Annotated in this window: 21 protein-coding genes; 7 read left to right on the top strand and 14 right to left on the bottom strand. The window is 60.2% G+C overall.

What is annotated here, in order from left to right:
• Positions 1–42: 42 nt before the first annotated feature.
• The 5 genes from HMPREF1219_RS10715 to HMPREF1219_RS10735 all read left to right on the top strand — a co-directional run bounded on the left by HMPREF1219_RS10715 (position 43) and on the right by HMPREF1219_RS10735 (position 7,903).
• Positions 43–1,026 carry an ABC transporter permease gene (locus HMPREF1219_RS10715; RefSeq protein ID WP_016458955.1) on the top strand — a complete coding sequence of 328 codons (984 nt, stop codon included), beginning with the start codon at positions 43–45 and terminating at the stop codon, positions 1,024–1,026.
• Positions 1,027–2,100 (top strand): ABC transporter permease, encoded by a 1,074-nt coding sequence (locus tag HMPREF1219_RS10720; RefSeq protein WP_016458956.1) that lies wholly within the window; start codon positions 1,027–1,029, stop codon positions 2,098–2,100.
• Positions 2,100–4,151 carry a dipeptide ABC transporter ATP-binding protein gene (locus HMPREF1219_RS10725; protein ID WP_016458957.1) on the top strand — a complete coding sequence of 684 codons (2,052 nt, stop codon included), beginning with the start codon at positions 2,100–2,102 and terminating at the stop codon, positions 4,149–4,151. Before HMPREF1219_RS10720 ends, HMPREF1219_RS10725 begins: the two co-directional genes overlap by 1 nt.
• A 54-nt stretch (positions 4,152–4,205) precedes the next feature.
• Entirely contained in the window at positions 4,206–5,912 is a 1,707-nt protein-coding gene (locus HMPREF1219_RS10730) for an ABC transporter family substrate-binding protein (RefSeq protein WP_016458958.1), read from the top strand.
• Positions 5,913–6,196: 284 nt separating this feature from the next.
• Positions 6,197–7,903 carry an ABC transporter family substrate-binding protein gene (locus tag HMPREF1219_RS10735; RefSeq protein ID WP_016458959.1) on the top strand — a complete coding sequence of 569 codons (1,707 nt, stop codon included), beginning with the start codon at positions 6,197–6,199 and terminating at the stop codon, positions 7,901–7,903.
• Positions 7,904–8,055: 152 nt separating this feature from the next.
• Here HMPREF1219_RS10735 and rplE read toward each other — a convergent pair whose 3' ends face one another.
• The 4 genes from rplE to HMPREF1219_RS10755 all read right to left on the bottom strand — a co-directional run bounded on the left by rplE (position 8,056) and on the right by HMPREF1219_RS10755 (position 10,056).
• Complete coding sequence (rplE, locus tag HMPREF1219_RS10740) at positions 8,056–8,640, bottom strand: 50S ribosomal protein L5 (protein WP_016458960.1); 585 nt, start codon at positions 8,638–8,640, stop codon at positions 8,056–8,058.
• 2 nt (positions 8,641–8,642) lie between these two features.
• The gene (gene rplX / locus HMPREF1219_RS10745; RefSeq protein ID WP_016458961.1) at positions 8,643–8,957 is read right to left on the bottom strand and encodes a 50S ribosomal protein L24; all 315 of its coding nucleotides are present in this window, start codon (positions 8,955–8,957) and stop codon (positions 8,643–8,645) included.
• 3 nt (positions 8,958–8,960) lie between these two features.
• The gene (gene rplN / locus HMPREF1219_RS10750; RefSeq protein WP_016458962.1) at positions 8,961–9,329 is read right to left on the bottom strand and encodes a 50S ribosomal protein L14; all 369 of its coding nucleotides are present in this window, start codon (positions 9,327–9,329) and stop codon (positions 8,961–8,963) included.
• A gap of 178 nt (positions 9,330–9,507) precedes the next feature.
• Positions 9,508–10,056, bottom strand: coding sequence for a hypothetical protein (locus HMPREF1219_RS10755; RefSeq protein WP_016458963.1), 549 nt, complete (start codon positions 10,054–10,056; stop codon positions 9,508–9,510).
• Positions 10,057–10,233: 177 nt separating this feature from the next.
• Between HMPREF1219_RS10755 and HMPREF1219_RS10760 the strand changes: the two genes are divergently transcribed.
• On the top strand, positions 10,234–11,928 hold the full coding sequence (locus HMPREF1219_RS10760) for a GTPase (RefSeq protein WP_016458964.1): 1,695 nt from the start codon (positions 10,234–10,236) through the stop codon (positions 11,926–11,928).
• A complete protein-coding gene (locus tag HMPREF1219_RS10765) occupies positions 11,929–13,512 on the top strand; it encodes a GTPase (RefSeq protein WP_016458965.1) in 1,584 nt (527 codons plus the stop codon). It abuts the gene before it with no gap.
• 261 nt (positions 13,513–13,773) lie between these two features.
• Here HMPREF1219_RS10765 and HMPREF1219_RS10770 read toward each other — a convergent pair whose 3' ends face one another.
• The 10 genes from HMPREF1219_RS10770 to rplV form a co-directional block, all read right to left on the bottom strand.
• Complete coding sequence (locus HMPREF1219_RS10770; RefSeq protein WP_016458966.1) at positions 13,774–14,124, bottom strand: hypothetical protein; 351 nt, start codon at positions 14,122–14,124, stop codon at positions 13,774–13,776.
• Positions 14,125–14,176: 52 nt separating this feature from the next.
• Positions 14,177–15,523 (bottom strand): sodium/glutamate symporter, encoded by a 1,347-nt coding sequence (locus tag HMPREF1219_RS10775; RefSeq protein ID WP_016458967.1) that lies wholly within the window; start codon positions 15,521–15,523, stop codon positions 14,177–14,179.
• A gap of 351 nt (positions 15,524–15,874) precedes the next feature.
• Positions 15,875–16,813: a hypothetical protein gene (locus tag HMPREF1219_RS10780; RefSeq protein WP_016458968.1), complete on the bottom strand. Its 939-nt coding sequence runs from the start codon at positions 16,811–16,813 to the stop codon at positions 15,875–15,877.
• Between the two features lie 155 nt (positions 16,814–16,968).
• The gene (locus HMPREF1219_RS10785; protein WP_016458969.1) at positions 16,969–17,901 is read right to left on the bottom strand and encodes a hypothetical protein; all 933 of its coding nucleotides are present in this window, start codon (positions 17,899–17,901) and stop codon (positions 16,969–16,971) included.
• Between the two features lie 356 nt (positions 17,902–18,257).
• A complete protein-coding gene (locus tag HMPREF1219_RS10790; protein ID WP_016458970.1) occupies positions 18,258–18,692 on the bottom strand; it encodes a hypothetical protein in 435 nt (144 codons plus the stop codon).
• 244 nt (positions 18,693–18,936) lie between these two features.
• Positions 18,937–19,209, bottom strand: a complete 273-nt coding sequence (rpsQ, locus tag HMPREF1219_RS10795) for a 30S ribosomal protein S17 (protein WP_016458971.1) — start codon at positions 19,207–19,209, stop codon at positions 18,937–18,939.
• A gap of 2 nt (positions 19,210–19,211) precedes the next feature.
• Positions 19,212–19,442: a 50S ribosomal protein L29 gene (rpmC, locus tag HMPREF1219_RS10800; RefSeq protein WP_016458972.1), complete on the bottom strand. Its 231-nt coding sequence runs from the start codon at positions 19,440–19,442 to the stop codon at positions 19,212–19,214.
• A complete protein-coding gene (gene rplP, locus HMPREF1219_RS10805; RefSeq protein ID WP_016458973.1) occupies positions 19,442–19,858 on the bottom strand; it encodes a 50S ribosomal protein L16 in 417 nt (138 codons plus the stop codon). The genes rpmC and rplP overlap by 1 nt, the downstream gene beginning before the upstream one ends.
• Before the next feature lie 6 nt (positions 19,859–19,864).
• Complete coding sequence (gene rpsC / locus HMPREF1219_RS10810) at positions 19,865–20,617, bottom strand: 30S ribosomal protein S3 (RefSeq protein ID WP_016458974.1); 753 nt, start codon at positions 20,615–20,617, stop codon at positions 19,865–19,867.
• Positions 20,617–20,979, bottom strand: a complete 363-nt coding sequence (rplV, locus tag HMPREF1219_RS10815) for a 50S ribosomal protein L22 (RefSeq protein WP_016458975.1) — start codon at positions 20,977–20,979, stop codon at positions 20,617–20,619. The genes rpsC and rplV overlap by 1 nt, the downstream gene beginning before the upstream one ends.
• Positions 20,980–20,983: the final 4 nt, after the last annotated feature.

Here is a 20,983-nt window from a genome sequence, read left to right on the forward strand (position 1 = left end):
CCGGATAACGGGTGGCGCAACCGAGACTAGCAAGGCAAAAACATGCTGAAATACATGCTGAAGAAGGCGGCCGGTTGGTTAGCCATGATCTTCGTAGCCGTGAACATTACGTATTTCTTGGCATCAAGCTTCCTTAACCCACGCTCCAACTACGCGGGTCGCCGCCCCCCGGTGCCGGAGGAGCGCATTGATGCCATCCTTGAGCCACTCAACTTGAACGATAAGGTCCCTATCACCGAGAGGTGGTGGAATTGGCTTTCAGGGATTCTCCTCCACTGGAACTGGGGCTCAAGCCCGCTGGGAGACTCCATCAACGAGCAGATCTCCTACCGCATCTGGGTCTCCGCCCGGCTACTCCTCCTGGCCACGTTCCTTTCTGTTGTCATCGGTATCGCGCTCGGCGTCTTCACCGCCTCCCGCAAGGATAAGCTTGCAGACCGTGGTTGGATGGTCGTCTCACTCATCACCCTCAACACCCACGTGGTTGTTGCCTCGGTGCTGGTTGTCTGGATCGCCATCTCCATCAACCGCGCTGCGGGACAACCTGTGTTCTACGTCACCGGCGCTTCATCCATCGGGGTGGAAGGCTTTTTCAATCAGCTCGTCGACGGCTTCCAGCACCTCATCCTGCCCACCATCTGTCTGCTCATCATTTCCTACGCCAGTTACCACCTCATGCAACGCAACATGTTGCTGGACAACATTGACGCAGACTACGTCCGCACCGCGCGCGCCAAGGGACTCACCAAGGCACAGGCCGTGAGGCGCCACGCACTGCGCACGTCCATCATCCCCGTGGCCACCTCCGTCGCGTTCTCCATCCCGGGCATCTTCACCGGTGCCATCATGACGGAGACGATCTTCGGCTGGAATGGCATGGGCAGCTACTTCCTGGAAACCATCCAAAAAAATGACATCCACGGCGCCGTCGGCGTGGCCGCGTTCGGCGCGCTCATGACCGCCATCGGCGCGGTCCTGTCCGACCTGTTCGTTGTCTTCCTTGATCCGCGAGTGAGGGTGAGCTAAATGTCTGAAAGAAAGCCCGAATACATTCACAAGGGCCCTCAGCCCCCGCTGCCGCCGGCCTCGGCGCTCAACAACCCAACCGGTGATTTCAGCCCACACTCTGACCCCACCAACCAGGCCGGCGTCACGGCCATCGTGGAAGATGAGATGGATGACATCAGGCGCGTAGAGGCCCAGCAGAACCCCAACGCACCCGTCGCGGATCATTCCGTGGCGCGCCCGATGAAGAAATCCACGCTGTACTACAGGCGTTTTATGCGCAACAAGCCAGCCGTGGTCGGCCTTATTGTTCTGCTCATTCTTCTTCTATTCGCGGTATTTGGCAGATTCCTCACCCCGTGGTCCTACGATGACCCGGACTTCATGTCGCTGGCCGTACCGCCAGGTGGTGAACACTTCTTTGGCACCACCTCTGCGGGCAATGACCTGTACGCCATGGCCGTCCACGGCCTCGGCCGCTCCATGATCATCGCCTCCTCGGTGTCGATTGCCACCATCGTCATCGCCGCCGTCGTCGGCACCACTGCGGCACTACTCGGCGGAACAGCCGAGAAGGTCATCCTCACGTTCATCCACTTCCTCCTCGTCATCCCGTCCTTCCTCCTCATCGGCCTCATGGTGAGTGGTTCCGGCGGTGACTGGAAGATCCTCACCATCGTCCTCATCGCCTTCGGCTGGATGTTCAGTGCGCGTGTTATTTGGTCCATGTCCATCTCGGTTCGTGAGCGCGAATTCATCGCCGCCTCCCGCTACATGGGCGTGCCCACGTGGAAGATCGTCACTAGGCACATGATCCCCAATATCGCCTCGCTCCTGGCCATCTACCTAACCCTCGGCGTTGTTTCCGCCGTCATGAGTGAGACAGGCTTGTCCTTCCTCGGACTGGGCGTGAAAATCCCCGACGTTTCCCTCGGTACACTCTTGGCCAACGGCGCCAAGAACGTGGAGGCCTCTCCGTGGGAATTCTTCTTCCCCGCAGCCATCCTCACCATGCTCACCGTCTCGGTGGCCTTCCTCGCCGACGGCCTCCGCGACGCCCTCGATCCCAACTCTGCTGCCGGAGGTAAGGCGTAATGAACTCACCCATCTTGCAAGTCCGAGATCTGCACGTCTCCTTCCCCTCCGAAGCAGGCCAGGTGGACGCAGTCCGTGGCGTGAATTTCGATCTCTACCCCGGGCGAACCCTGGGTATCGTGGGCGAATCAGGCTCCGGCAAATCCGTCACCTCACTGGCCGTCATGGGTCTTCTCCCCGAGTACGCGGGTGTAACGGGCTCCGTTAAGCTCGGCGGCGAAGAGCTCCTGGGCAAAACGGACAAGGAGATGAGCACGTACCGCGGCAAGGAAATCGGCATGATCTTCCAAGACCCGCTGTCGGCCCTCACTCCTGTGTTCACCGTCGGTGATCAGATTGTTGAGGCACTCCAAACCCACCAGTCCATCTCCAGGGACAAGGCGTGGGCACAGGCCGTTGAGCTTCTCGACGAAGTGGGCATCCCCAACCCCAAGGTCCGTGCAAAAAGCTTCCCGCACGAGTTCTCCGGCGGCATGCGCCAGCGCGTGGTTATCGCCATCGCGATTGCCAATAACCCACGCGTGCTCATCGCCGACGAGCCCACCACGGCACTCGACGTCACCATCCAGGCTCAGATCCTCGAGCTCATCAAGAAGGCACAACGCGAAACTAACGCCGCCACCATCATGATTACCCACGATCTCGGCGTGGTCGCCGGGACCGCAGATGATGTGCTGGTGATGTACGGTGGGCGCCCCGTAGAAATGTCGGACGTCCACACCGTATTCAAGAACCCACATATGCCCTACACCGTGGGCCTCTTGGGCGCCATTCCAAGCGTGGCAAAGCGAGAAAAGAAGGCCTTGACCACCATCGACGGTGCACCGCCTATCGTGGTCAACCTGCCCGATGAGTGTACCTTTGCGCCGCGCTGCCCCATCGCCACCGAGGCGTGCCTCAAGAAGGAACCGGAAATCGCGGAAATTGCCCCAGGACACAGCGTCGCCTGCGTCCGCAGCGACGAGATCCACGACGGCCGCCTCAACGGCAAGGAAATCTTCCCGACCAAGGATGCCCCCGTCAGCGCGTTCGCAGATATCCCCCGCGAGGAGCGCAAGACCGTACTCGATGTCACCGATCTGACCAAGACCTTCCCGCTCATCAAGGGCGCGATGTTCAAGCGCAGGGTGGGCAGCGTCTACGCAGTCAGTGGCCTGACCTTCAACATCAAGCAGGGAGAATGCTTCGCCATCGTGGGCGAATCCGGCTGTGGTAAGACAACCACGCTGCTGGAGATCATGGACATGAAGCCAGAGGATCCCACCCGCATCGTCATCGGCGGTAAGGACGTGGGAGGCATCCCCCGGCGCGAGCGAAGGCTCCTGCGCAAAGAAATTCAGATCGTCTTCCAAGACCCAATGGGAGCCCTCGACCCACGCCTCACGGTCTCGGAAATTATCAAGGAGCCCCTCGACGCCCTCGGCTGGGAAGGCGACCACGATGCCCGTGTAGCAGAGCTCATGGATCTGGTGGGGCTGAACCCGGCCCACATCGACCGCTTCCCCGGCCACTTCTCTGGTGGCCAGCGCCAGCGCATATCACTTGCCCGCGCGCTTGCTGCAGAACCCAAGCTCATTGTTTTGGATGAGCCGGTCTCCGCCCTCGATGTTTCCATTCAGGCAGGCATGCTGAACCTCCTCGATGAGCTCAAGGCCCGCCTCGGCGTGAGTTACCTCTTTGTGGCGCACGATCTCTCCGTGATCCGGCACATCTCTGACCGTGTGGCCGTCATGTACTTGGGACGCTTTGTTGAGCAGGGCGAGACCAACTCGCTGTTTGATAACCCCCAGCACCCCTATACCCAGGCGCTTTTATCGGCCATCCCCATCCCGGACCCGGACCTAGAGCGCCAGCGCAAGAGGATTCTTCTCCCAGATACCCTGCCTTCCCCCACCGAGAAGGCAGAGGGCTGCGCTTTTAGAACCCGCTGCCCCCTGTATCGCGAGCTTTCTAAAGACCAACAGTCTCTTTGCGATGGTACGACCCCCGCCATGGAACAGGACGCAGGTAAGGATCACTTCTACGCCTGCCACTGGCACCGTGCGGAATAGCGCCATTTAAAAGACCCACCCAATATTTCTCACACCCAGGAGGATGAGGAAAATATGAAATTACGGAAAACAGCGCGCGCTGTAGTGGCCATCGTCGCATCAAGCGCACTGATTCTCACCGGCTGTGCCTCACAACAGGGCTCAGAGGGCAGTGACAGTTCTGCCTCCGGGAAGACCAATTCCAAGGAACAAAACAAAGAAGAAATTCCCGCCGGCGATTTCAACGAAACCGCCTACGAGAACGTCAAGGACGGCGGGCAGATCATCACCGCCATCGCCGAGATTTCCACGCAGCAAAACGTGTGGCACGCCGATGCTCCCACCTACACCAGGTACCTGTGGACCTGGTACAACCCCGTTGTCTCGCTGTTCACCGCAGACGGCGAGTTCTCGCCTAACGACGATTACGTGACCGATGTCAAAGAGGAGATGGTGGACGGCAACACCGTCCTCACCTACACCATCAATGACAAGGCGCACTTCAACGATGGCACCCCGATTGATTGGACCACATTTGAAACGGTGTGGAAGATCAACAACGGCGAAAACGAGGCCTACTCCCCCTCCGCCACCGACGGCTACGAGAAGATCAAATCCGTAACCAAGGGTGAGACCGACAAGCAGGCCGTGGTCACCTTCGATGGCCCGTACCCGTGGTGGATGTCTTTGTTCAACTACTTTGCACACCCCGCTCTCAAAGATCCGGCCAATTACAACGATTACGTGAAGAAGCTTCACCCCGAGTGGGGCGCAGGCCCGTACACCGTTGCCTCGGCCGACTTCAACAAGGGCGAAGTAATTTTCGAGCGCAATCCCGAGTGGTGGGGTAACCCCGGCAAACTGGATCAACGCATCTTCCGCCAGATGAACCCGGATGCCTCCATCAACGCGTTCAAGAACGGCGAAATTGATTACACCCCCGCCGGCGCGCGTGACCGCTTTGCATCCGTCAAGGACCAGCCGGGCACCGAGATGAAATACGGTCACCGTCCCTTCATCTCACTTCTGACCCTCAACGCCAAGTCTCCGGGCCTGGATGAGCTCCCAGTACGCGAGGCGTTTGCCACCGCGCTTGATAGGCAAACCCTAGCCAAGATCTGGTTCCAGGGTCTGCCCTTCAGTGACAACCCCCCAGGATCACTGATGTTCATGACGTTCCAGCCGGACTACAAGGACCTCTACTCCGAGGTAGTTCAGTTTGACCCAGAGAAGTCCAAGCAACTCCTGGAAGACGCAGGCTGGAAGGAAGGCGCCGATGGTGTCCGCGAGAAGGACGGCAAAAAGCTAGATTTCCGCTACGTCCTCGTTGGCGTGGATGAGATCACCCGCAACACCGCCGCCGCCACGCAGAAGATGCTGAGCGACGTGGGTATCAAGATCGAGATTGTGGAGCTCCCCTCCAACAAGTGGTCCGAGATTTCCACCAACCGCGATTTCGATATCCTCCCCATGGGTATCACGGCTGGCGATGCCTACGCCGTTGCCTACTTCGGCCAGTACTACAACTCTGATTCCGAGCTGAACCTGTCCTCCACCGGTGATAAGGAAGGCGATGCCAAAATCAAGGAGCTGCAGTCCCTGCCCACCCGTGAAGAGCAGATTGCGCGCTCCAACGAGCTGGAGAAGGAATTCCTGGCCAAGTTCGGCCTCATCCCCGAATTCGGTGGTCCGGCTATCCAGGCTCAGAAGGAGGGACTTGCTAACGTCGGCGCCTACGGTTACGCCGTGGTCAAGCCGCAGAACATTGGCTGGAAGAAGTAAGTTTCGTTCAACAATTTAATAATTTGCAGCCGACGGACAAGTATCCGTCGGCTGTTTTTTACACCCTTTGGACGTTTTTCGTGGCAAAGTCCTGAAATTGCCCTAGAAACTAGATAACGTAGTCACTATTAGTTATGCACAGTGAGTTGTAATACACCTGTCAGATATGCCTGCCAGATGCTGTGCTCCAGCTAATTCACCGTTATCAAAAATTCGTGGAACACATTAAGTGGCCTGCACCCTCACTGTCAGAGTCGCTGTTCCTGAAAGGAGAGTCATACGCAATGAAAGTGCGCCCCTTGCCCACCAAACTCGCGGCGATTCTGGCCGCTTCGGCCCTCGCATTCACCGGTTGCGCGAGTAACAACTCCGGTTCCTCGGAAGCCAACAGCTCCTCCAAGGCCTCAAATAGCTCAGACAACCAGGCGGTAGAAGTCAAGGCAGCAGACTACAATGAAACGCCCTACGATCAGGTGAAAGACGGAGGCGAGCTAGTCACACCGATCACCGAGATCTCCCCACAGCAAAACCGCAACCACGCGGACGCTCCTTTGTACACCCTCAACCTGTGGCGCTGGTACAACCCGCAGTTTGTACTCTTTGATGGAGAAGGCAACTACTCCATCAACGATGACTACCTCACCGACGTGAAGGAAGAAATCAAGGACGGCAATACCGTAGTCACCTTCACCATCCGCGACGAAGCCAAGTACAACGATGGTACCGACATGGACTGGAGGACCTTCCACGCAACGTGGAAGATCAACAACGGCGAGAGCGATGAATTCAAGCCCAACGCTACCGACGGCTATGATCGCATCACCTCCGTCGAGCAGGGTGAGACCCCCAAGCAGGCAGTTATCACCTTCAGGGGCACCTACCCCTGGTGGCAGTCCCTGTTCAATGAGCCGGCCCACCCGGCGCTCGAGGATCCGGCCAACTACAACGACTATGTAAACAAGGTTCACCCCGAGTGGGGCGCAGGCCCATACACCGTTGACTACGTTGACTTTAACAAGGGTGAGGCCGTGTTCAAGCGCAACGATAACTGGTGGGGTGATAAGGGCAAGCTGGACCGCCGCATCTTCCGCCAGATGGAAGCAGATGCCTCCATCAACGCTTTCAAGAACGGTGAGGTGGACGTAACCTCAGTCAGTGCCCGCGACCGCTGGGCTGCCGTCGAGGGCATGAACGGCATTGAGAAGAAGATTGGCCACAAGCCGAAGATTTCGCTTCTCACCCTCAACGCCAAGTCCCCGCAACTTTCTGATGTCAAGGTCCGCGAGGGCATCGTCACCGGTATCGACCGCGAGACGCTCTCCAAGATCTGGTTCCAGGGTCTGCCTTACCAGGAGACCCCGCCCGGATCCTTCATCATCCACTCCTTCCAGCCCACGTACCAGGATAACTTCTCCAAGGTAGTAAGCTACGATCCGGAGAAGGCCAACAAGATTTTGGATGAAGCCGGCTGGGTCAAGGGTTCCGATGGAATCCGTGAAAAGGACGGCCAGAAACTCTCCTTGCGCTACGTCCTCACCGGCGCCGAGGAGATTACCAAGAATACCGCCTCTGCCTTCCAAAAGATGATGAAAGAGATCGGCGTGGACATCAAGATTGAGGAGCGCCCCTCCAGCGAGTTTTCCAACATCTACACCGCCCGCGATTTCGATCTGTTCCCCATGGGCTTCACATCCTCCGACCCGTTCGGTGTGGCCTTCTTTGACCAGACCTATGGCTCGGATTCTGACCTCAACGTCTCCTCCACTGGCGACGCTGCAGGCGACGCCAAGATCAAGGAGCTCCAAGATCTGCCCACCCGCGATGAGCAGACCGCACGCTCCAATGAGATCGAACCGGATTTCTTGAAGCGCTTCGGCATTGTCCCGATGTACGCAGGACCTGACATGTTTGCGCAAAAGGAGGGGCTGGCTAACGTCGGCGCCTACGGATTCGCCATTGTCAAGCCCCAAAACATCGGCTGGAAGAAGTAACACTCCCCTTCTTTCCTCCTGGTAAGCCCGCGCAGCTTTCACTAGCCCGCGCGGGCTTTTCCGCACCCTTCTCGTGTCCCGTGAGTCTGCCCTCTACTACCCCTTGAGAAAAGCAAAAAAGCGCCCTTGAAGGGCGCTTTCCTGGTTTGGAACTAGTCGCTCGGCTGCTGCTTGACGCCGTCCTTGTCCTTGAACGGGAAGCCCAGGCGAAGCAGAAGATCGCGGCCTTCCTCGTTGTTGGTGGCGGTGGTCACAACAGTGATGTCCATACCACGCTGACGGTCGATCTTGTCCACGTCGATCTCGTAGAACATCGTCTGCTCGGTGAGACCGAAGGTGTAGTTGCCGTGGCCGTCGAACTGCTGGTCAGAGAGACCGCGGAAGTCACGAATACGGGGAAGAGCAACCGTGAGAAGGCGGTCGAGGAATTCCCACATCCGGTCGCCACGCAGCGTCACGCGAGCGCCAATCGGCATGCCCTCACGGAGCTTGAAGTTAGCGATGGACTTGCGAGCACGACGAAGCTCGGGCTTCTGGCCGGTGATGAGGGCGAGATCATGAAGAGCGCCGTTGATGGCCTTGGAATCGCGAGCTGCCTCGCCCACGCCCATGTTCACAACGATCTTGGTGAGGCCCGGGATCTGCATCACGTTGTCGTAGCTGAACTTGTTGTTCATCTGCTCACGGATTTGATCCTTGTACACGGCCTTGAGGCGGGGGGTGTAATTGTCAGTCATTTTTACAGATCCTTCCCGCTCTTCTTGGAAACACGAACCTTCTTGCCGTTCTCGTCGAAACGGTAACCGATGCGGGTGGGGTTGCCGTCAGCGTCGACGATCATGACGTTAGAAACGTGAATCGGAGCCTCCTGGGTCACGATTCCGCCGGACTCGGCGCCACGCTCAGGAGCGGAGTTGACCACGTGCTTCTTCACGCGGTTAACGCCCTCGACGAGCACCTTGTTTGTCTTGGGGAAAGCCTGGATGACCTTGCCCTTAGCACCCTTATCCTTACCAGCGATAACGATAACGGTATCTCCCTTATGAATCTTCATAGGTTAGATCACCTCCGGAGCGAGAGAAACGATCTTCATGAATTTCTTATCACGAAGCTCGCGAGCAACGGGTCCGAAGATACGGGTACCGCGCGGCTCGTTATCATTCTTGATGAGGACGGCTGCGTTCTCGTCGAACTTGATGTAGGAGCCGTCGGGACGACGGGTTTCCTTCTTGGTGCGGACGATGACGGCCTTGACAACCTCGCCAGCCTTGACGTTGCCGCCGGGGTTGGCATCCTTGACAGAAGCGACGATGACGTCGCCGATGCCAGCAAAGCGCCTAGTGGAACCACCGAGGACGCGGATGCAGAGAATTTCACGCGCACCCGTGTTATCGGCGACCTTGAGGCGCGATTCCTGCTGAATCACGTTAAAGTCTCCTTGACCTGGAAATTTACGTACGCCCGATTGCCGACCGGAACGTACCTGGCCTGCTACCCTCTAGCCACGCAACAGCGCACCAAAAGGCAACGCGAGACAATCTACCACCCACCCGCACAAAAACCAAACCCCGCGCGTGGTGGCGCGGGGTTCGGGGAGGAGCGGACTAGTTAAAGAACGGAAGCTTCTCCAGTAGCTTGTCCGCATCAACGTTCTTGCACAGCTTCTTGGCACCCTTCTCAGCATCCTTGACAAAGCCCTGCGCCTTGTCCTCGACCTTTTCCAGGGCCTTGTCCTTCTTGGACTTCTTATCATCCTTGCCCTTGAAGGCAAGCCCCAGGCCGATGGCGAGGAGGAAGGAATCCTTGGCCAGCGGCAGACCCTTCTGCGACGGGCGGATGCCGTCATCCTCGGTGTTCTCCGGGTTACCAAAGTACATGGAGAGCAGACCCGCGGCGAACGGAGTGAGAATCATGCCGACGAGACGATCCGGAATGAACGGTGCGAGCAGCGTGGCACCAATGCCGATCTCGGAGTAGGCAATGAAATCGCCGAACTTCTCGGTGGGGATTTCCTTCATGAGCGGGATGCCCGTGGCGGCCATGTTCTGCAGGCCGGCGGAGGCGCTCTCATCCATGCCCAACTTACCGATGCCGGAGTTGAGGATGAAGGCACCCGGAATGACGCGGAATGCGGCGGAGGTGAGTAGCGACATGTGTGTCACCCTTTCTTTATAAGGTCTCTTTGTAATTTCTTTTACCTTCGCCAGTGTACCGACTATAGGCTCGACTCGTGGGGTGTTCGTCGTGCGCGCAATCTCCCACTTTCCCGTGTGTAACAACTCCGCCCCTGGTGGGACCACGTAAAGGGGGTTCGTGGAACAATAGAAAGCGTGAATGACAACGCACTGGATTCCATTGTCCGCCTCCGCGACGGGCTTGCGGGCGTGGTGTTTTCCACCGACCCGGACTCGCGGCGCGAGACGCAGGCGATCATCGACCAGATCAACGATTACATCCTGCCCCGCCTCAAGCACCTCGACGCGCCGCTGCTCGCTGTGATCGGTGGCTCCACCGGCAGCGGCAAGTCCACGCTCGTCAATGCGCTCGTGGGGCGTCGGGTCTCGCGGTCTGGAGTGATCCGCCCGACGACGAGGCAGCCTGTGCTTGTGTCCAACCCCGCTGATGCCGAGTGGTTCGACTCCCCACACGTGCTTCCCGGTCTCGCCCGTGAGCACGGGGACCCCGACCAGAACCCCGAGGCGACGAGCCTGCGCACCGTCGTCGCCGACACCCTCACCCCGGGGCTCGCGCTTCTCGACGCCCCCGACTTCGACTCCATCGACGATCGCAACCGGGCGCTCGCGTCCCAGCTGCTCGCTGCGGCGGACCTGTGGGTATTTGTCACAACGCCTGCCCGCTACGCCGACCAGCTCGTGTGGAACTTCCTCCACGACGCCGCCGGGCGCAACCTCCAGGTAATTGTCGTCTTAAATAAGGTGGAGGACGATTCCGGTGATTCCGTACCGAATGATCTCCGCCGCATGATGGACGAGGCGCAGCTGCACGACGCAGAGCTCTTTGTCATCCCCGATGCGGGCCACGTTGAGGACCTCCTCCCCACCGAGCTCGTATCGGAGCTCGGCCACCGATTGTCCACCCTCGCCGCCGATGCCGTCGCCCGCCGTGAGATGGCGGCGAAAACACTGCTCGGAGCCGTCGGCAAGCTAGAAGAGCGAGTGGGGGCGGTGAGCAAGACAAAGAAACAGCAGGAAGAGTTCGCCTACCAGCTCAACGAGGGGATCGCGGACAACTACGAGGCCGCCACGCGCGCGGTGCTCGACGCCACGAGCGACGGGCAGCTGCTGCGCAAGGAGGTGCTGAACCGTTGGCAGGACTTCGTGGGAACCTCCGACGTGTTCCGCACCGTGGAGAGGCTGTACGCGCAGACCATCGACCGGATCGGGCGGTTCTTCAGCGGCCGGCCGGAGCCCGTGCGCGAGGTGGAGACGGAGATTGAAACCGGTCTCCACGCCGTCATCGTCGACGCCGCGGAGACGGCCGCCACCCGCTCGTGGGGCTACATCGGTTCCAACGCACCGATCCTTAGGGAAAGTGCCGACCCCGAGCTGGCCCACGCCAGCCGCGACATCGGCGACCGCGCCTCCTCCCTCGTGCGCGAGTGGCAGGCCGAGCTCATGCGCGACATTGAGGACAGCGCGGGCGACAAGCGGATGAAGGCTCGCATCATGAGCCTGGGCATCAACGCCGCCACCGTGGTCCTCATGCTCATCGTGTTCGCCGGCACCGCGGGGCTCACCGGCGGCGAGGTCGCCATCGCCGGCGGCTCCGCCGTGGTGGGCCAGAAACTGCTCGAGACCATCTTCGGCGAGGATGCGGTGCGCCGCATGGCCAACAGCGCGCGGAAATCCCTCAACAAGCGCGTCAATGAGCTGTTCAACAACGAGGCGGAACGCTACTACCTCCTCACCGATCACCTCGGCGACGGCACTCCGGCCGACACGCTCGACGAGCTCGTCTCCGCTGCCGTGCGCGATGTCACCAACCAGGCAAAGGGCGTGAACTAGATGTTTGGAAAAAAGACCACCCTCACCGAGCGCATCGAGGCGCTCACCACGGCTGCCCAGCTGGGCGAGGGGTACCTCACTCCGCACGAACTCGAGCGCATCAACTCCGTCACCGCGCAAGCCGCCGAGCGCCGCACGCTCTCCGGCGCGCACACCGTGGTGGGATTTTTCGGTGCGACTGGTTCGGGCAAGACGAGCCTGTTCAACGCCGTCGTAGGCGAGGACCTAGGCAAGGCCGCAGCACGCCGCCCTACCACCTCCTCGCCGCTCGCGGCCGTGTGGGAGCCCGATGGCTCCGAGGAGCTCTTGGACTGGCTCCAGGTGGAGGATCGCAGGATGCGCATCGGAACGTTCGAGGGCAGCCCACTCATCCTGCTCGACCTGCCCGATTTTGACTCGGTGGAGCCCAAGCACCGCGCCGTGGCTGAGCGCCTGGCGGGCCAGGTTGATGTCCTCGTGTGGGTGACCGACCCGGAAAAGTACGCCGACAGCATCATCCACGACGAGTTCATCCGCCCCCACGCCTCCCACAGCGCCGTCACGCTCGCGGTTCTCAACAAATCGGACAAGCTGTCCAAGGACGACGCCCGCGATGTCGCCCGCTCCTTCCACCAGTTGCTTCTCGACGATGGCCTGAAGAAGGTCCGCGTGATCCCCACCAGCGCTAAGACCGGCGCCGGCGTGGACGAGCTGCGCAAGGAGATCGCCCGCGTGGCCCAATCACACGCCGCCCAGGAGGCGCGCATCGCCGCCGACGTGGACACCATCGCCGCCACCTGGGCCGAGAACAAGACCCCCGGCGACGTTCCCCGCGGTGCCAAGAAAGAGCTCGATACGTACCTGGCCAAGGCCGCCGGTGCTGACCCCATCGCCGATGTCACCGCCGCCGCCTACCGCAAGCGCCTGGGGCAAAAGACCGGCTGGCTCGTGACAAGCTGGATCCCCCGCTTCCGCGCCGACCCGCTCAAGCGGCTCGGCCTCCGCGAGGAGGCCGACGAGCTGGGTGTCCACCGCTCCTCCATGCCGGCCCTCGACGCGTCCTCGCGCGCCGTGGCGAACCAGGGCGTGCGCGCCTTCGCCGGCACTGCCGCCGACGGGCTGCCGGATAGCTGGTCCTCGGCCCTCTTTGACGAGACGGAGCACATCGTGGACGAACTGCCCGATCAGCTCGACCGGGCCGTCGCCCGCACGGAGCTTCCCGCCCAGCCGGGCAAGGGCTGGGGTATCTTCACGTTCCTCCAGTGGATTGGCCTCCTGGCAGCGCTTGTGGGCGTGCTGTGGTACCTGGTGATCGCGTTCCTGCCCGGGGTGATCGCCCCGTTCATGGAGCCCCGCATCCCCGAGGTGGAGGGCTGGCCCGTGCCTACCCTCCTGATCCTCGCCGGACTCCTAGTGGGCCTCGTGTTGGGCCTGTTCACCGGCGCGTTCGGGTGGGCGATCGGCACGGCGATCAAGAACCGCACCCGGCGCGCGATCCGCGACCAAGTGGCCGAGATCTCCGCCGACACCGTAGTCAACCCGCTCCTTGCGATCCGGGAGCGCTACATCACGTTCCTTGACGCGATGAAGAAGGCAGCGGCGTAAAAGCTGCACCAACCGGGCTACCCCTTACAGGTGGCCCGGTTTTTCATTGCCCATTTTTTCCCACGGCTCACCTCGTGCAGACCACGCTTGTTGCTATCCGCCCCCCTCCGCAGCTGTCCCCGCAAGCACACTCGGGAACGAACGCTTGCGCCTGCATGGCCCGCCCGATACCGTCGCCCAGCTGAGCTTTAGTGGTGGGCCGTGGATTGCGCGCGAAAAGCCCTACCGCAGCCCCATCGGAGCACTCGCTCCAGATCTGTCCTAAGAATGCGACGGCTGATCGTGGGCTGCTAACCACGTAAGGAAACGGTCGTTTTCCAGAAACATGAAGTACACCATCACAACAAGACCAACCGCGGAGATGATTTGCCAGCTCCATGGGGCGAGGGCGCACACGATATAGGACACGGAAAATCCTGTGTAGCTCCCCTTCCACAGCTCAACGAGGCCAACTTCCCTGTTGTACCAACGGTAAAAGGTGACAGAGTAAATGGCTATCCCGAGGAGGAGAAACAACTGCGGAAGCCCGTCAACCTCGGGATCCACCAGCGCTTGGATGCTACCACCAATGACGAGTAGGCCCCACCCGCCGATCCAGATCCACCTCAGCATACCGTCTCCTCCTTCTCCCCCTCATGCGCAGTTGTGCGCGCGAGTGTACACACTATTCCCGCGCAATCGTCGGCGGGACGTACTCCCAGTGCAAGACCTTGGGGAGCAACGCGACGACGATGCCGATGATCACCGATGCCCAACCGAGACCTGCCATCCACCCGAAGGCGAAGGACATGGGGGCGAGCAGCGTCATGCCAATCTCGAACGGCGCGAAGCCAACGTAGGCCACGCCGTACTCGTTGAGGGTGCCGGACTTAAGCTTCGGGTCGACGATCTTGAGCAGCGCAATGCCGGTGGCCACGGCGGCTGTTGCCCAGCCCCACGTGAACAGGCCGCGCTCGAACCAGTGCTTGCCAAAGTACTGCGGGGCCTGCACGCGGAACACCAGGAAGCAGTAGAGGATGCCCACCACGAACATGATGAGCAGCGGCTGCCAGTAGGCGGCGACAACGCTCGGGGCGATGGAGGCCACACCGAAGGCGATGAGGTAATCGGTGGCCGCGCCGGAGTTCGCAGTGATGAGGTCCTTATCCAGGAAGTAGGGGTGGCGCACCAGCTTGAGGAAGATCCGGCCCGCAAGCCCCATGACAAAGGACATGGCGAACAGTGGCACCGTCACCGTTGGGAAGATGTCTTTGAGGAAGTTCACCACGAGGTCGGCAGCCAACACTGTGACGGTGACAACGGCGAGGTGAAGGGTGATGGGTTCGATGGCAGACGGGTTGGTGGTGGCGTGCCCCACCACCGGACGATCTTCCAAGTTCTCGATGTAGCCGGAGCGCAGATCCCACGGCAGGCGCTGCGGAATCGCATTCGTCCTGCCGGTGCGGATGCCCCACGCGGAGAAGATCATGCCGCCGACGATGGCGGCCACCGTGCCCACCGTTGCCGAGGTAAACCCGAGCGATGCCGCGTCGGAAGCCCCCACGTCCTGCAGAGCCGAGCCCACGGCGGCTGCGGTACCGAATCCGCCGACGAAGCCGACAGGGAGCATCATGCCGAACCACTGGCCCGTGTGGAAGATCGGGTCTAGGACGTACATGCCCAAGACGATGAACAGGCCCCACTGCCCGAGGAACATGGACGTGGAATAGGCCCACATGTTGCGGGAGTTCTTCGCTACCTCCCCGCCGAGGTCCATGGAGTACGCCATGGACGCGAACACGAACGCGATGAGCAACGTGGTATAGGTTCCCATGGAATTAGAGAACGGGATCCAGCCGAGGACTTCCGGCCCGAGAATGAGGGCCAGGATGCCACCGGTGATGGAGGCCGGCATAAGGAGGCGTTGGAAAATCCCCACGCGCCGACGCAGCGTGTTGCCAATCACCATGAGGAGGGATATCCACCCCACATCCCACAACAGCGTAAACGGGGTAAATTCTTCCGTAGACATTCCTGGCCTCCTTGTTTACTTATGCCCCCCATGCTCTCAAGCGAACGTCGTGTACACAAACTCCTTGTCCCGCGGTCCTTGCCACGGAAACTAGACGAATATTATTGAACAATCGAATTCTACCCGTCTTTTCCCCTCCACCCATAAAGAGGGTAGAAAGTGCCAGGCACCACCCGCGAAGATATGCACATTTCCTACCCCTACCCCCGTTAAGGGCCACGCTTCGGCCTGTTCTCCCACACACCCGCAAAATTTAACGGGCGAACTACGCTGCCCGCACGCATGCAAATTGGTCATACGGCTGCATAATTGCAGGTCCTATCCCAACGGGCGCAGCCCCACTTAAGGGAGCTAAAGATCCGCCGGGTAGCTGGTGGGGTCGGTGACCCAGATTCCGCCTTGCCCGTCAACAGCGCAAGTCTCTTTCCGGTCCGCACCCGAGGTGCCCTTCGCGTAGAACTCGCTGGCAGAGCACCCCCACCCGTTTTTCTGCACAATTTGCCCCGAGCCGTAGCCTCCGGGAACGGGATTCTTCAGCGCCTCGCCGTATTTGGCAAACGCCTCCAGGTTCGCCTCACAATTGGCACCCTTCTCACCGGCGAAGAACACGCGATCATCCCCTGCTGGCCCCTTGTCGCGCTTGCACACGTTGCCGGGGTCGGCCCACCCGTTGGCCTGCACGCCCTGCGTCCAGTCCTGAGTGGTAAGAGAACCATCGAAAGTAAACCAGCCACCCGTGCTCTTCACAGTCACCACATCGTTGTTATCCACGGAGAAGGTGTAGCCCTCAATCGTTGTGGTCTCGCCCGGTTTAAGCTCCACATCGCCAGACAAGCCGCCGAGCCCCGGGGCAATGTACTGCGGTTCAAACCCGCCGCTGGAATCCAATCCGATCCGGTTGTCTGCAGCTCCGAAGAAGTAACTGTCCGCCATAAGCGTGCGTGGCGCGTTCTTCCAGTTCTTCACAGCGCACTGCATCCATACCCGCGCCGATTTCACAACCTCGCACCGCAGGTCTCCCCCACGCATGACAACTCCCCACAACTCGTTGCCGTAATAATCGTTAGGCTCCTTGAACTCTGCTGCATCAACCTCGTGCGAGGTGGGTTCCTTACTCGTGCTCGTGGGCCATTCCGGCGAATTCTCAACCGATTGCCCCTCGCCACTTATCACCGTGGTGGTAAGCGTGACGGGCTCTTCCGCGCCCGGGCGCGAATCGGGTACTGAGCACCCCGCTACTACAAAGCATGCGAGAACCAACGGGATGAAACGTAAACCACGGTGGAGCATAATTTTTCCTTTTCCAGGTATCGCCTCGATCCGCTGCGACACCTACTTTGCTTACAACCCAAGGTAGCACTAGTGCTTGTCCGGTGGTCCTGTTTTACCGAGCCATTCACACGCGTGGTTCCTCCAGATCACTCAAGCCTCGCGTACTCCGTTTCTTAGGGATGGGGGTACTTGTCCGGGTTTGTCACCCAGATTTCCCCGTTGCCGTCGATCTCGCAGTGTTCTTTTCTGTCACTTCCCGCCGCATCGACAGAGTACGAGGAATCGCCGATGCACTTCCACCCGTCACCCGACGCGGCCCCAGCGGACCCGTGATCCTGCCCATCTTGCAGGGCTTTCCCGTATTCCGCGAACACGGCCATCGCCTTGTCGCAATTGGCGCCCTTGTGCCCGGCGAAAAACACGCGGTTATCCCCTGCAGGCCCCTTGTCACGCTTGCACACGTTGCCCGGGTCGGCCCACCCGTTGCTTTGCACCCCTTGCACCCAATCCTGTGTGGAGAGGGAGCCGTCGAACCTAAACCAGCCCATAGACCCCTTCGCAGTGGCGACGCCGTCATCGTCCACCGCGAACGTGTAGCCCGCGATCGTTGTGGATTGGCCCGGCTTGAGCTCTTTCCCGCCGGTTGCATGGTCCAGCATCGGGTCGGAAAACCCGGGCTCGAAATAACCTCGCTCATCAGCGCTGACGCGGTTTTGCTCCGCCCCGAAGAAGACGAGATCAGGACGGAGCGTCCTCGGCGCATCCTTCCAGCCGACAATATCGCAGCCGATGTACCAATTGTTGCCCATCATCGCGCGGCATGTGAGCTCCCCTCCTCGCATATTGAAGCGCCAGATCTCGTTGCCAAATTCGTCCACCGGGAGCTTGAATTCCTCGTCGCTGACCTGGGTAACCTCAGGCTCAGCACTGGTCTGGGTAGATGACGAATCCGACGAAGCTTCTTTCGACGCTTCCGCCCCGCTTGTCACCGTCGTGGTGAGCGTCACGGGATCCTCTGCTCCCGGGCCTGACTCAGGAACGGAGCACCCCGCGAGGACAAGTGCTGCCACGCACAGGGGGATGAGGCGGGTTGATGGGTGATGCATGGCGAATCCTTTCAAGGCTGTGGCGAGTCGACGGCGGTTAGCACATTCACGTACGTTCCAATGTAGTTCCCCCACGCGCGTAAGGCAGCCGTTTCGGCGGCCGTGGTGGCACGAATGTGGCCCGGGTATGAACGCACATGCAGCTAGGAGAACGGCCGGGCCGGGTTTTAGCACCGCACACGGTCGCACACCGTGCCACCGTTCTTCCCAGGAAACGGTGCGGGTAAGGACGCAACCCGGCCCTGTAGGTTCTGCGCGCCTGCTACCCCAGCAAGGTGGACCCATGAAAAGACCCTGGAAAATGAAAAGGACGAGAGGGGCCTTACGGCCTCGCTCTCGCCTAAAGAGAAGTGTTTTTACAGCCCGGGGATGAGCCCCTGCTGCACAGCCCATGCGCCGACGCCGAGAAGGGCGAGGATCGGCACGACGATCGTCGCCACCAGTGGCGCGCGGTAGGCAGCTAGAACAGCGTTCCACCCATCACGGTTGGCCGAAATCCACTCACCGTCTGTCGGGTTACTGGCGGCAAACCTATCCGCAACAGTTCGTGAACACAAAGAACCCTCTCCACTCTTTGCGGTCAAAGCCAGCTCCTTATCAACCTCCGGGTCCCAGAATGTTGACTTTCCTGCTTGCTGGAATTTCGGCAGAAGGTAGTCGATGCATTCTTGGCGTTCCGAAGACGTCATTCCCGACGCAGCGTTTGCGGCGGGGACACCTGCGGCGGCGATGGCCAGCGTGGTAGCGGCCGCAATGAGGGCGCGGCCTGCCCTGTTCCCAATCTTTGACATAGGTAAAGTCCCCTCCCCGAGGGTTTGTCAAGCGCTTTTCCAGCTTCCCCACAGCTTTCGCTACGTTTAGCTTTCTCACCTTGGGCTTATCAATCTGATGAAATGCGTCACATTGGTCTTTTGGCGGTTTCTTTGTGCGGCCCGGGTGCAAATGAACGTCGAGAAGCCGGAAACGGAGGGCCCGGAAAGGGCGAGGGACGAGAAAACCCCGCCACCGAAGTGACGGGGTGAGTGGGAAAGCTAATTACTTAGCCTTCTCCACGATCTCCACAAGACGGAAGTGCTTGTCCTTGGAAAGCGGACGAGTCTCCTCGATGCGGACGCGGTCACCGATGCCGGCGATCTCGTTCTCATCGTGCGCCTTCACCTTAGAGTTGAAACGCATGGTCTTGCCGTAGAGGGCGTGCTGCTTGCGGTCCTCGAGTTCAACCACGATGGTCTTCTGCATCTTGTCAGAGACTACGTAGCCTTCGCGGACGCGACGAGCACCCTTCTTCTTAGCGGGTTGTTCAGTCATGATTATGCCTCAGCTTCCGGGACGTTGGACAGGCCCAGCTCACGCTCACGGAGAACCGTGTAAATGCGGGCGATGTCCTTCTTCACAACTCCAAGACGACGGTTGTTGGTCAACTGACCGGTCGCGTGCTGGAAACGAAGGTTGAAGAGCTCTTCCTTCGACTCCTTCAGACGCTCAACCAGCTGGGAGTTGTCTAGGGTACGAAGCTCGGAGGCGGGGATACCAGCTGCCATTAGAACTGATCCTCCTTGCTGATGATACGGAACTTGCACGGAAGCTTCTGGCCAGCACGGCGCAGAGCCTCAACAGCCACGGCGTCATCCGGGTAGCTCATCTCAAAGAGAATGCGACCAGGCTTGACATTGGCGATCCACTTCTCCACGGGGCCCTTACCGGAACCCATGCGCACGCCGAGCGGCTTCTGGGTCAGAGGACGATCCGGGAAGATGTTGATCCACACCTTGCCACCACGCTTGACGTGGCGGTTGATGGCAATACGTGCAGCTTCGATCTGACGGTTGGTGATGTAAGCCGGCTCCAGAGCCTGGATGGCGTAATCACCAAAGGTAATGCGGGTGCCACCCTTAGCAACGCCACGACGGGTCGGGCGGTGCTGACGGCGGTACTTAACGCGCTTTGGAATAAGCATTGGTGTTTAAGCCTCCTGCTTCTTCTGCTCTGCACGGTTCCGACGCTGGCCACCGCGACGCGGACGGCTACCGCGGTTACCGCGGCCACGACGGTTCTCAGGTGCATTCAATTCGCTCTCGCGACGGCCACCCACGACATCGCCCTTGTAGATCCACACCTTGACGCCGATACGGCCGAAGGTGGTGTGGGCCTCAAAGGTGCCGTAATCGATCTCGGCACGCAGGGTGTGCAGCGGAACGCGACCTTCGTGGTAGCGCTCGACGCGGGACATCTCGGCACCGCCGAGACGACCAGCGCACACAACCTTGATGCCCTTGACCTGCGGCTGACGCATGGCAGACTGGATAGCCTTGCGCATGGCGCGACGGAAAGCGACACGGTTGGACAGCTGCTCGGCGATGGACTGTGCCACCAGCTGAGCGTTAGCATCGATGTTCTTGACCTCGATGATGTTCAGGGCGACCTGCTTGCCGGTGAGCTTCTGGAGCTCGCCGCGGATGCGGTCAGCCTCGGAACCGCGACGTCCAATCACAATGCCCGGGCGGGCCGTGTGGATGTCGACGCGAACACGGTCGCGGGTGCGCTCGATAACAACGTCGGCGATGCCGGCGCGATCGAGGCCCTTGGCCAGGTACTCGCGGATCTTAATGTCCTCGGCGACGTACTCGGAGTACGTCTTCTTGTCTGCGTACCAGTGGGTCTTCCAATCTGAGGTGATGCCCAGACGGAGGCCATGAGGATGGATTTTCTGGCCCATTACTTGGCCCCTTCCTTCTTCTCCTCGACAACCACGGTGATGTGGCTCGTGCGCTTGCGGATGTGGAATGCACGACCCTGCGCGCGCGGACGGAACCGGCGCATGGTCGGGCCCTCGTTGGCGTAAGCCTCGGAGATGACCAGCGAGCTACGATCCAGGCCGAAGTTGTTCTCGGCGTTGGCGGCTGCGGAGGCAACAACCTTGGCAACCGGCTCAGCCGCACCCTGCGGGGCGTACTTCAGGATGGACAGCGCCTCGGAGACGGACTTTCCGCGCACCAGGTTGATGACGCGGCGAGCCTTCATCGGAGAGACGCGGACGAAACGCGCGGTAGCGCGAGCGGACGTAATCTGATCAGTCATTTAC

This window comes from Corynebacterium pyruviciproducens ATCC BAA-1742, from assembly GCF_000411375.1.
Classification (GTDB): Bacteria; Actinomycetota; Actinomycetes; order Mycobacteriales; family Mycobacteriaceae; genus Corynebacterium; species Corynebacterium pyruviciproducens.

Excerpts from the sequence above, each read along its gene's own strand:
- HMPREF1219_RS10715 (WP_016458955.1), top strand. The coding sequence starts at position 43 with ATGCTGAAATACATGCTGAAGAAGGCGGCCGGTTGGTTAGCCATGATC.
- HMPREF1219_RS10720 (WP_016458956.1), top strand. The coding sequence starts at position 1,027 with ATGTCTGAAAGAAAGCCCGAATACATTCACAAGGGCCCTCAGCCCCCG.
- HMPREF1219_RS10725 (WP_016458957.1), top strand. The coding sequence starts at position 2,100 with ATGAACTCACCCATCTTGCAAGTCCGAGATCTGCACGTCTCCTTCCCC.
- HMPREF1219_RS10730 (WP_016458958.1), top strand. The coding sequence starts at position 4,206 with ATGAAATTACGGAAAACAGCGCGCGCTGTAGTGGCCATCGTCGCATCA.
- HMPREF1219_RS10735 (WP_016458959.1), top strand. The coding sequence starts at position 6,197 with ATGAAAGTGCGCCCCTTGCCCACCAAACTCGCGGCGATTCTGGCCGCT.
- rplE (WP_016458960.1), bottom strand. The coding sequence starts at position 8,640 with ATGACTGACAATTACACCCCCCGCCTCAAGGCCGTGTACAAGGATCAA.
- rplX (WP_016458961.1), bottom strand. The coding sequence starts at position 8,957 with ATGAAGATTCATAAGGGAGATACCGTTATCGTTATCGCTGGTAAGGAT.
- HMPREF1219_RS10755 (WP_016458963.1), bottom strand. The coding sequence starts at position 10,056 with ATGTCGCTACTCACCTCCGCCGCATTCCGCGTCATTCCGGGTGCCTTC.
- HMPREF1219_RS10765 (WP_016458965.1), top strand. The coding sequence starts at position 11,929 with ATGTTTGGAAAAAAGACCACCCTCACCGAGCGCATCGAGGCGCTCACC.
- HMPREF1219_RS10770 (WP_016458966.1), bottom strand. The coding sequence starts at position 14,124 with ATGCTGAGGTGGATCTGGATCGGCGGGTGGGGCCTACTCGTCATTGGT.
- HMPREF1219_RS10775 (WP_016458967.1), bottom strand. The coding sequence starts at position 15,523 with ATGTCTACGGAAGAATTTACCCCGTTTACGCTGTTGTGGGATGTGGGG.
- HMPREF1219_RS10780 (WP_016458968.1), bottom strand. The coding sequence starts at position 16,813 with ATGCTCCACCGTGGTTTACGTTTCATCCCGTTGGTTCTCGCATGCTTT.
- HMPREF1219_RS10785 (WP_016458969.1), bottom strand. The coding sequence starts at position 17,901 with ATGCATCACCCATCAACCCGCCTCATCCCCCTGTGCGTGGCAGCACTT.
- HMPREF1219_RS10790 (WP_016458970.1), bottom strand. The coding sequence starts at position 18,692 with ATGTCAAAGATTGGGAACAGGGCAGGCCGCGCCCTCATTGCGGCCGCT.
- rpsQ (WP_016458971.1), bottom strand. The coding sequence starts at position 19,209 with ATGACTGAACAACCCGCTAAGAAGAAGGGTGCTCGTCGCGTCCGCGAA.
- rpmC (WP_016458972.1), bottom strand. The coding sequence starts at position 19,442 with ATGGCAGCTGGTATCCCCGCCTCCGAGCTTCGTACCCTAGACAACTCC.
- rplP (WP_016458973.1), bottom strand. The coding sequence starts at position 19,858 with ATGCTTATTCCAAAGCGCGTTAAGTACCGCCGTCAGCACCGCCCGACC.
- rpsC (WP_016458974.1), bottom strand. The coding sequence starts at position 20,617 with ATGGGCCAGAAAATCCATCCTCATGGCCTCCGTCTGGGCATCACCTCA.
- rplV (WP_016458975.1), bottom strand. The coding sequence starts at position 20,979 with ATGACTGATCAGATTACGTCCGCTCGCGCTACCGCGCGTTTCGTCCGC.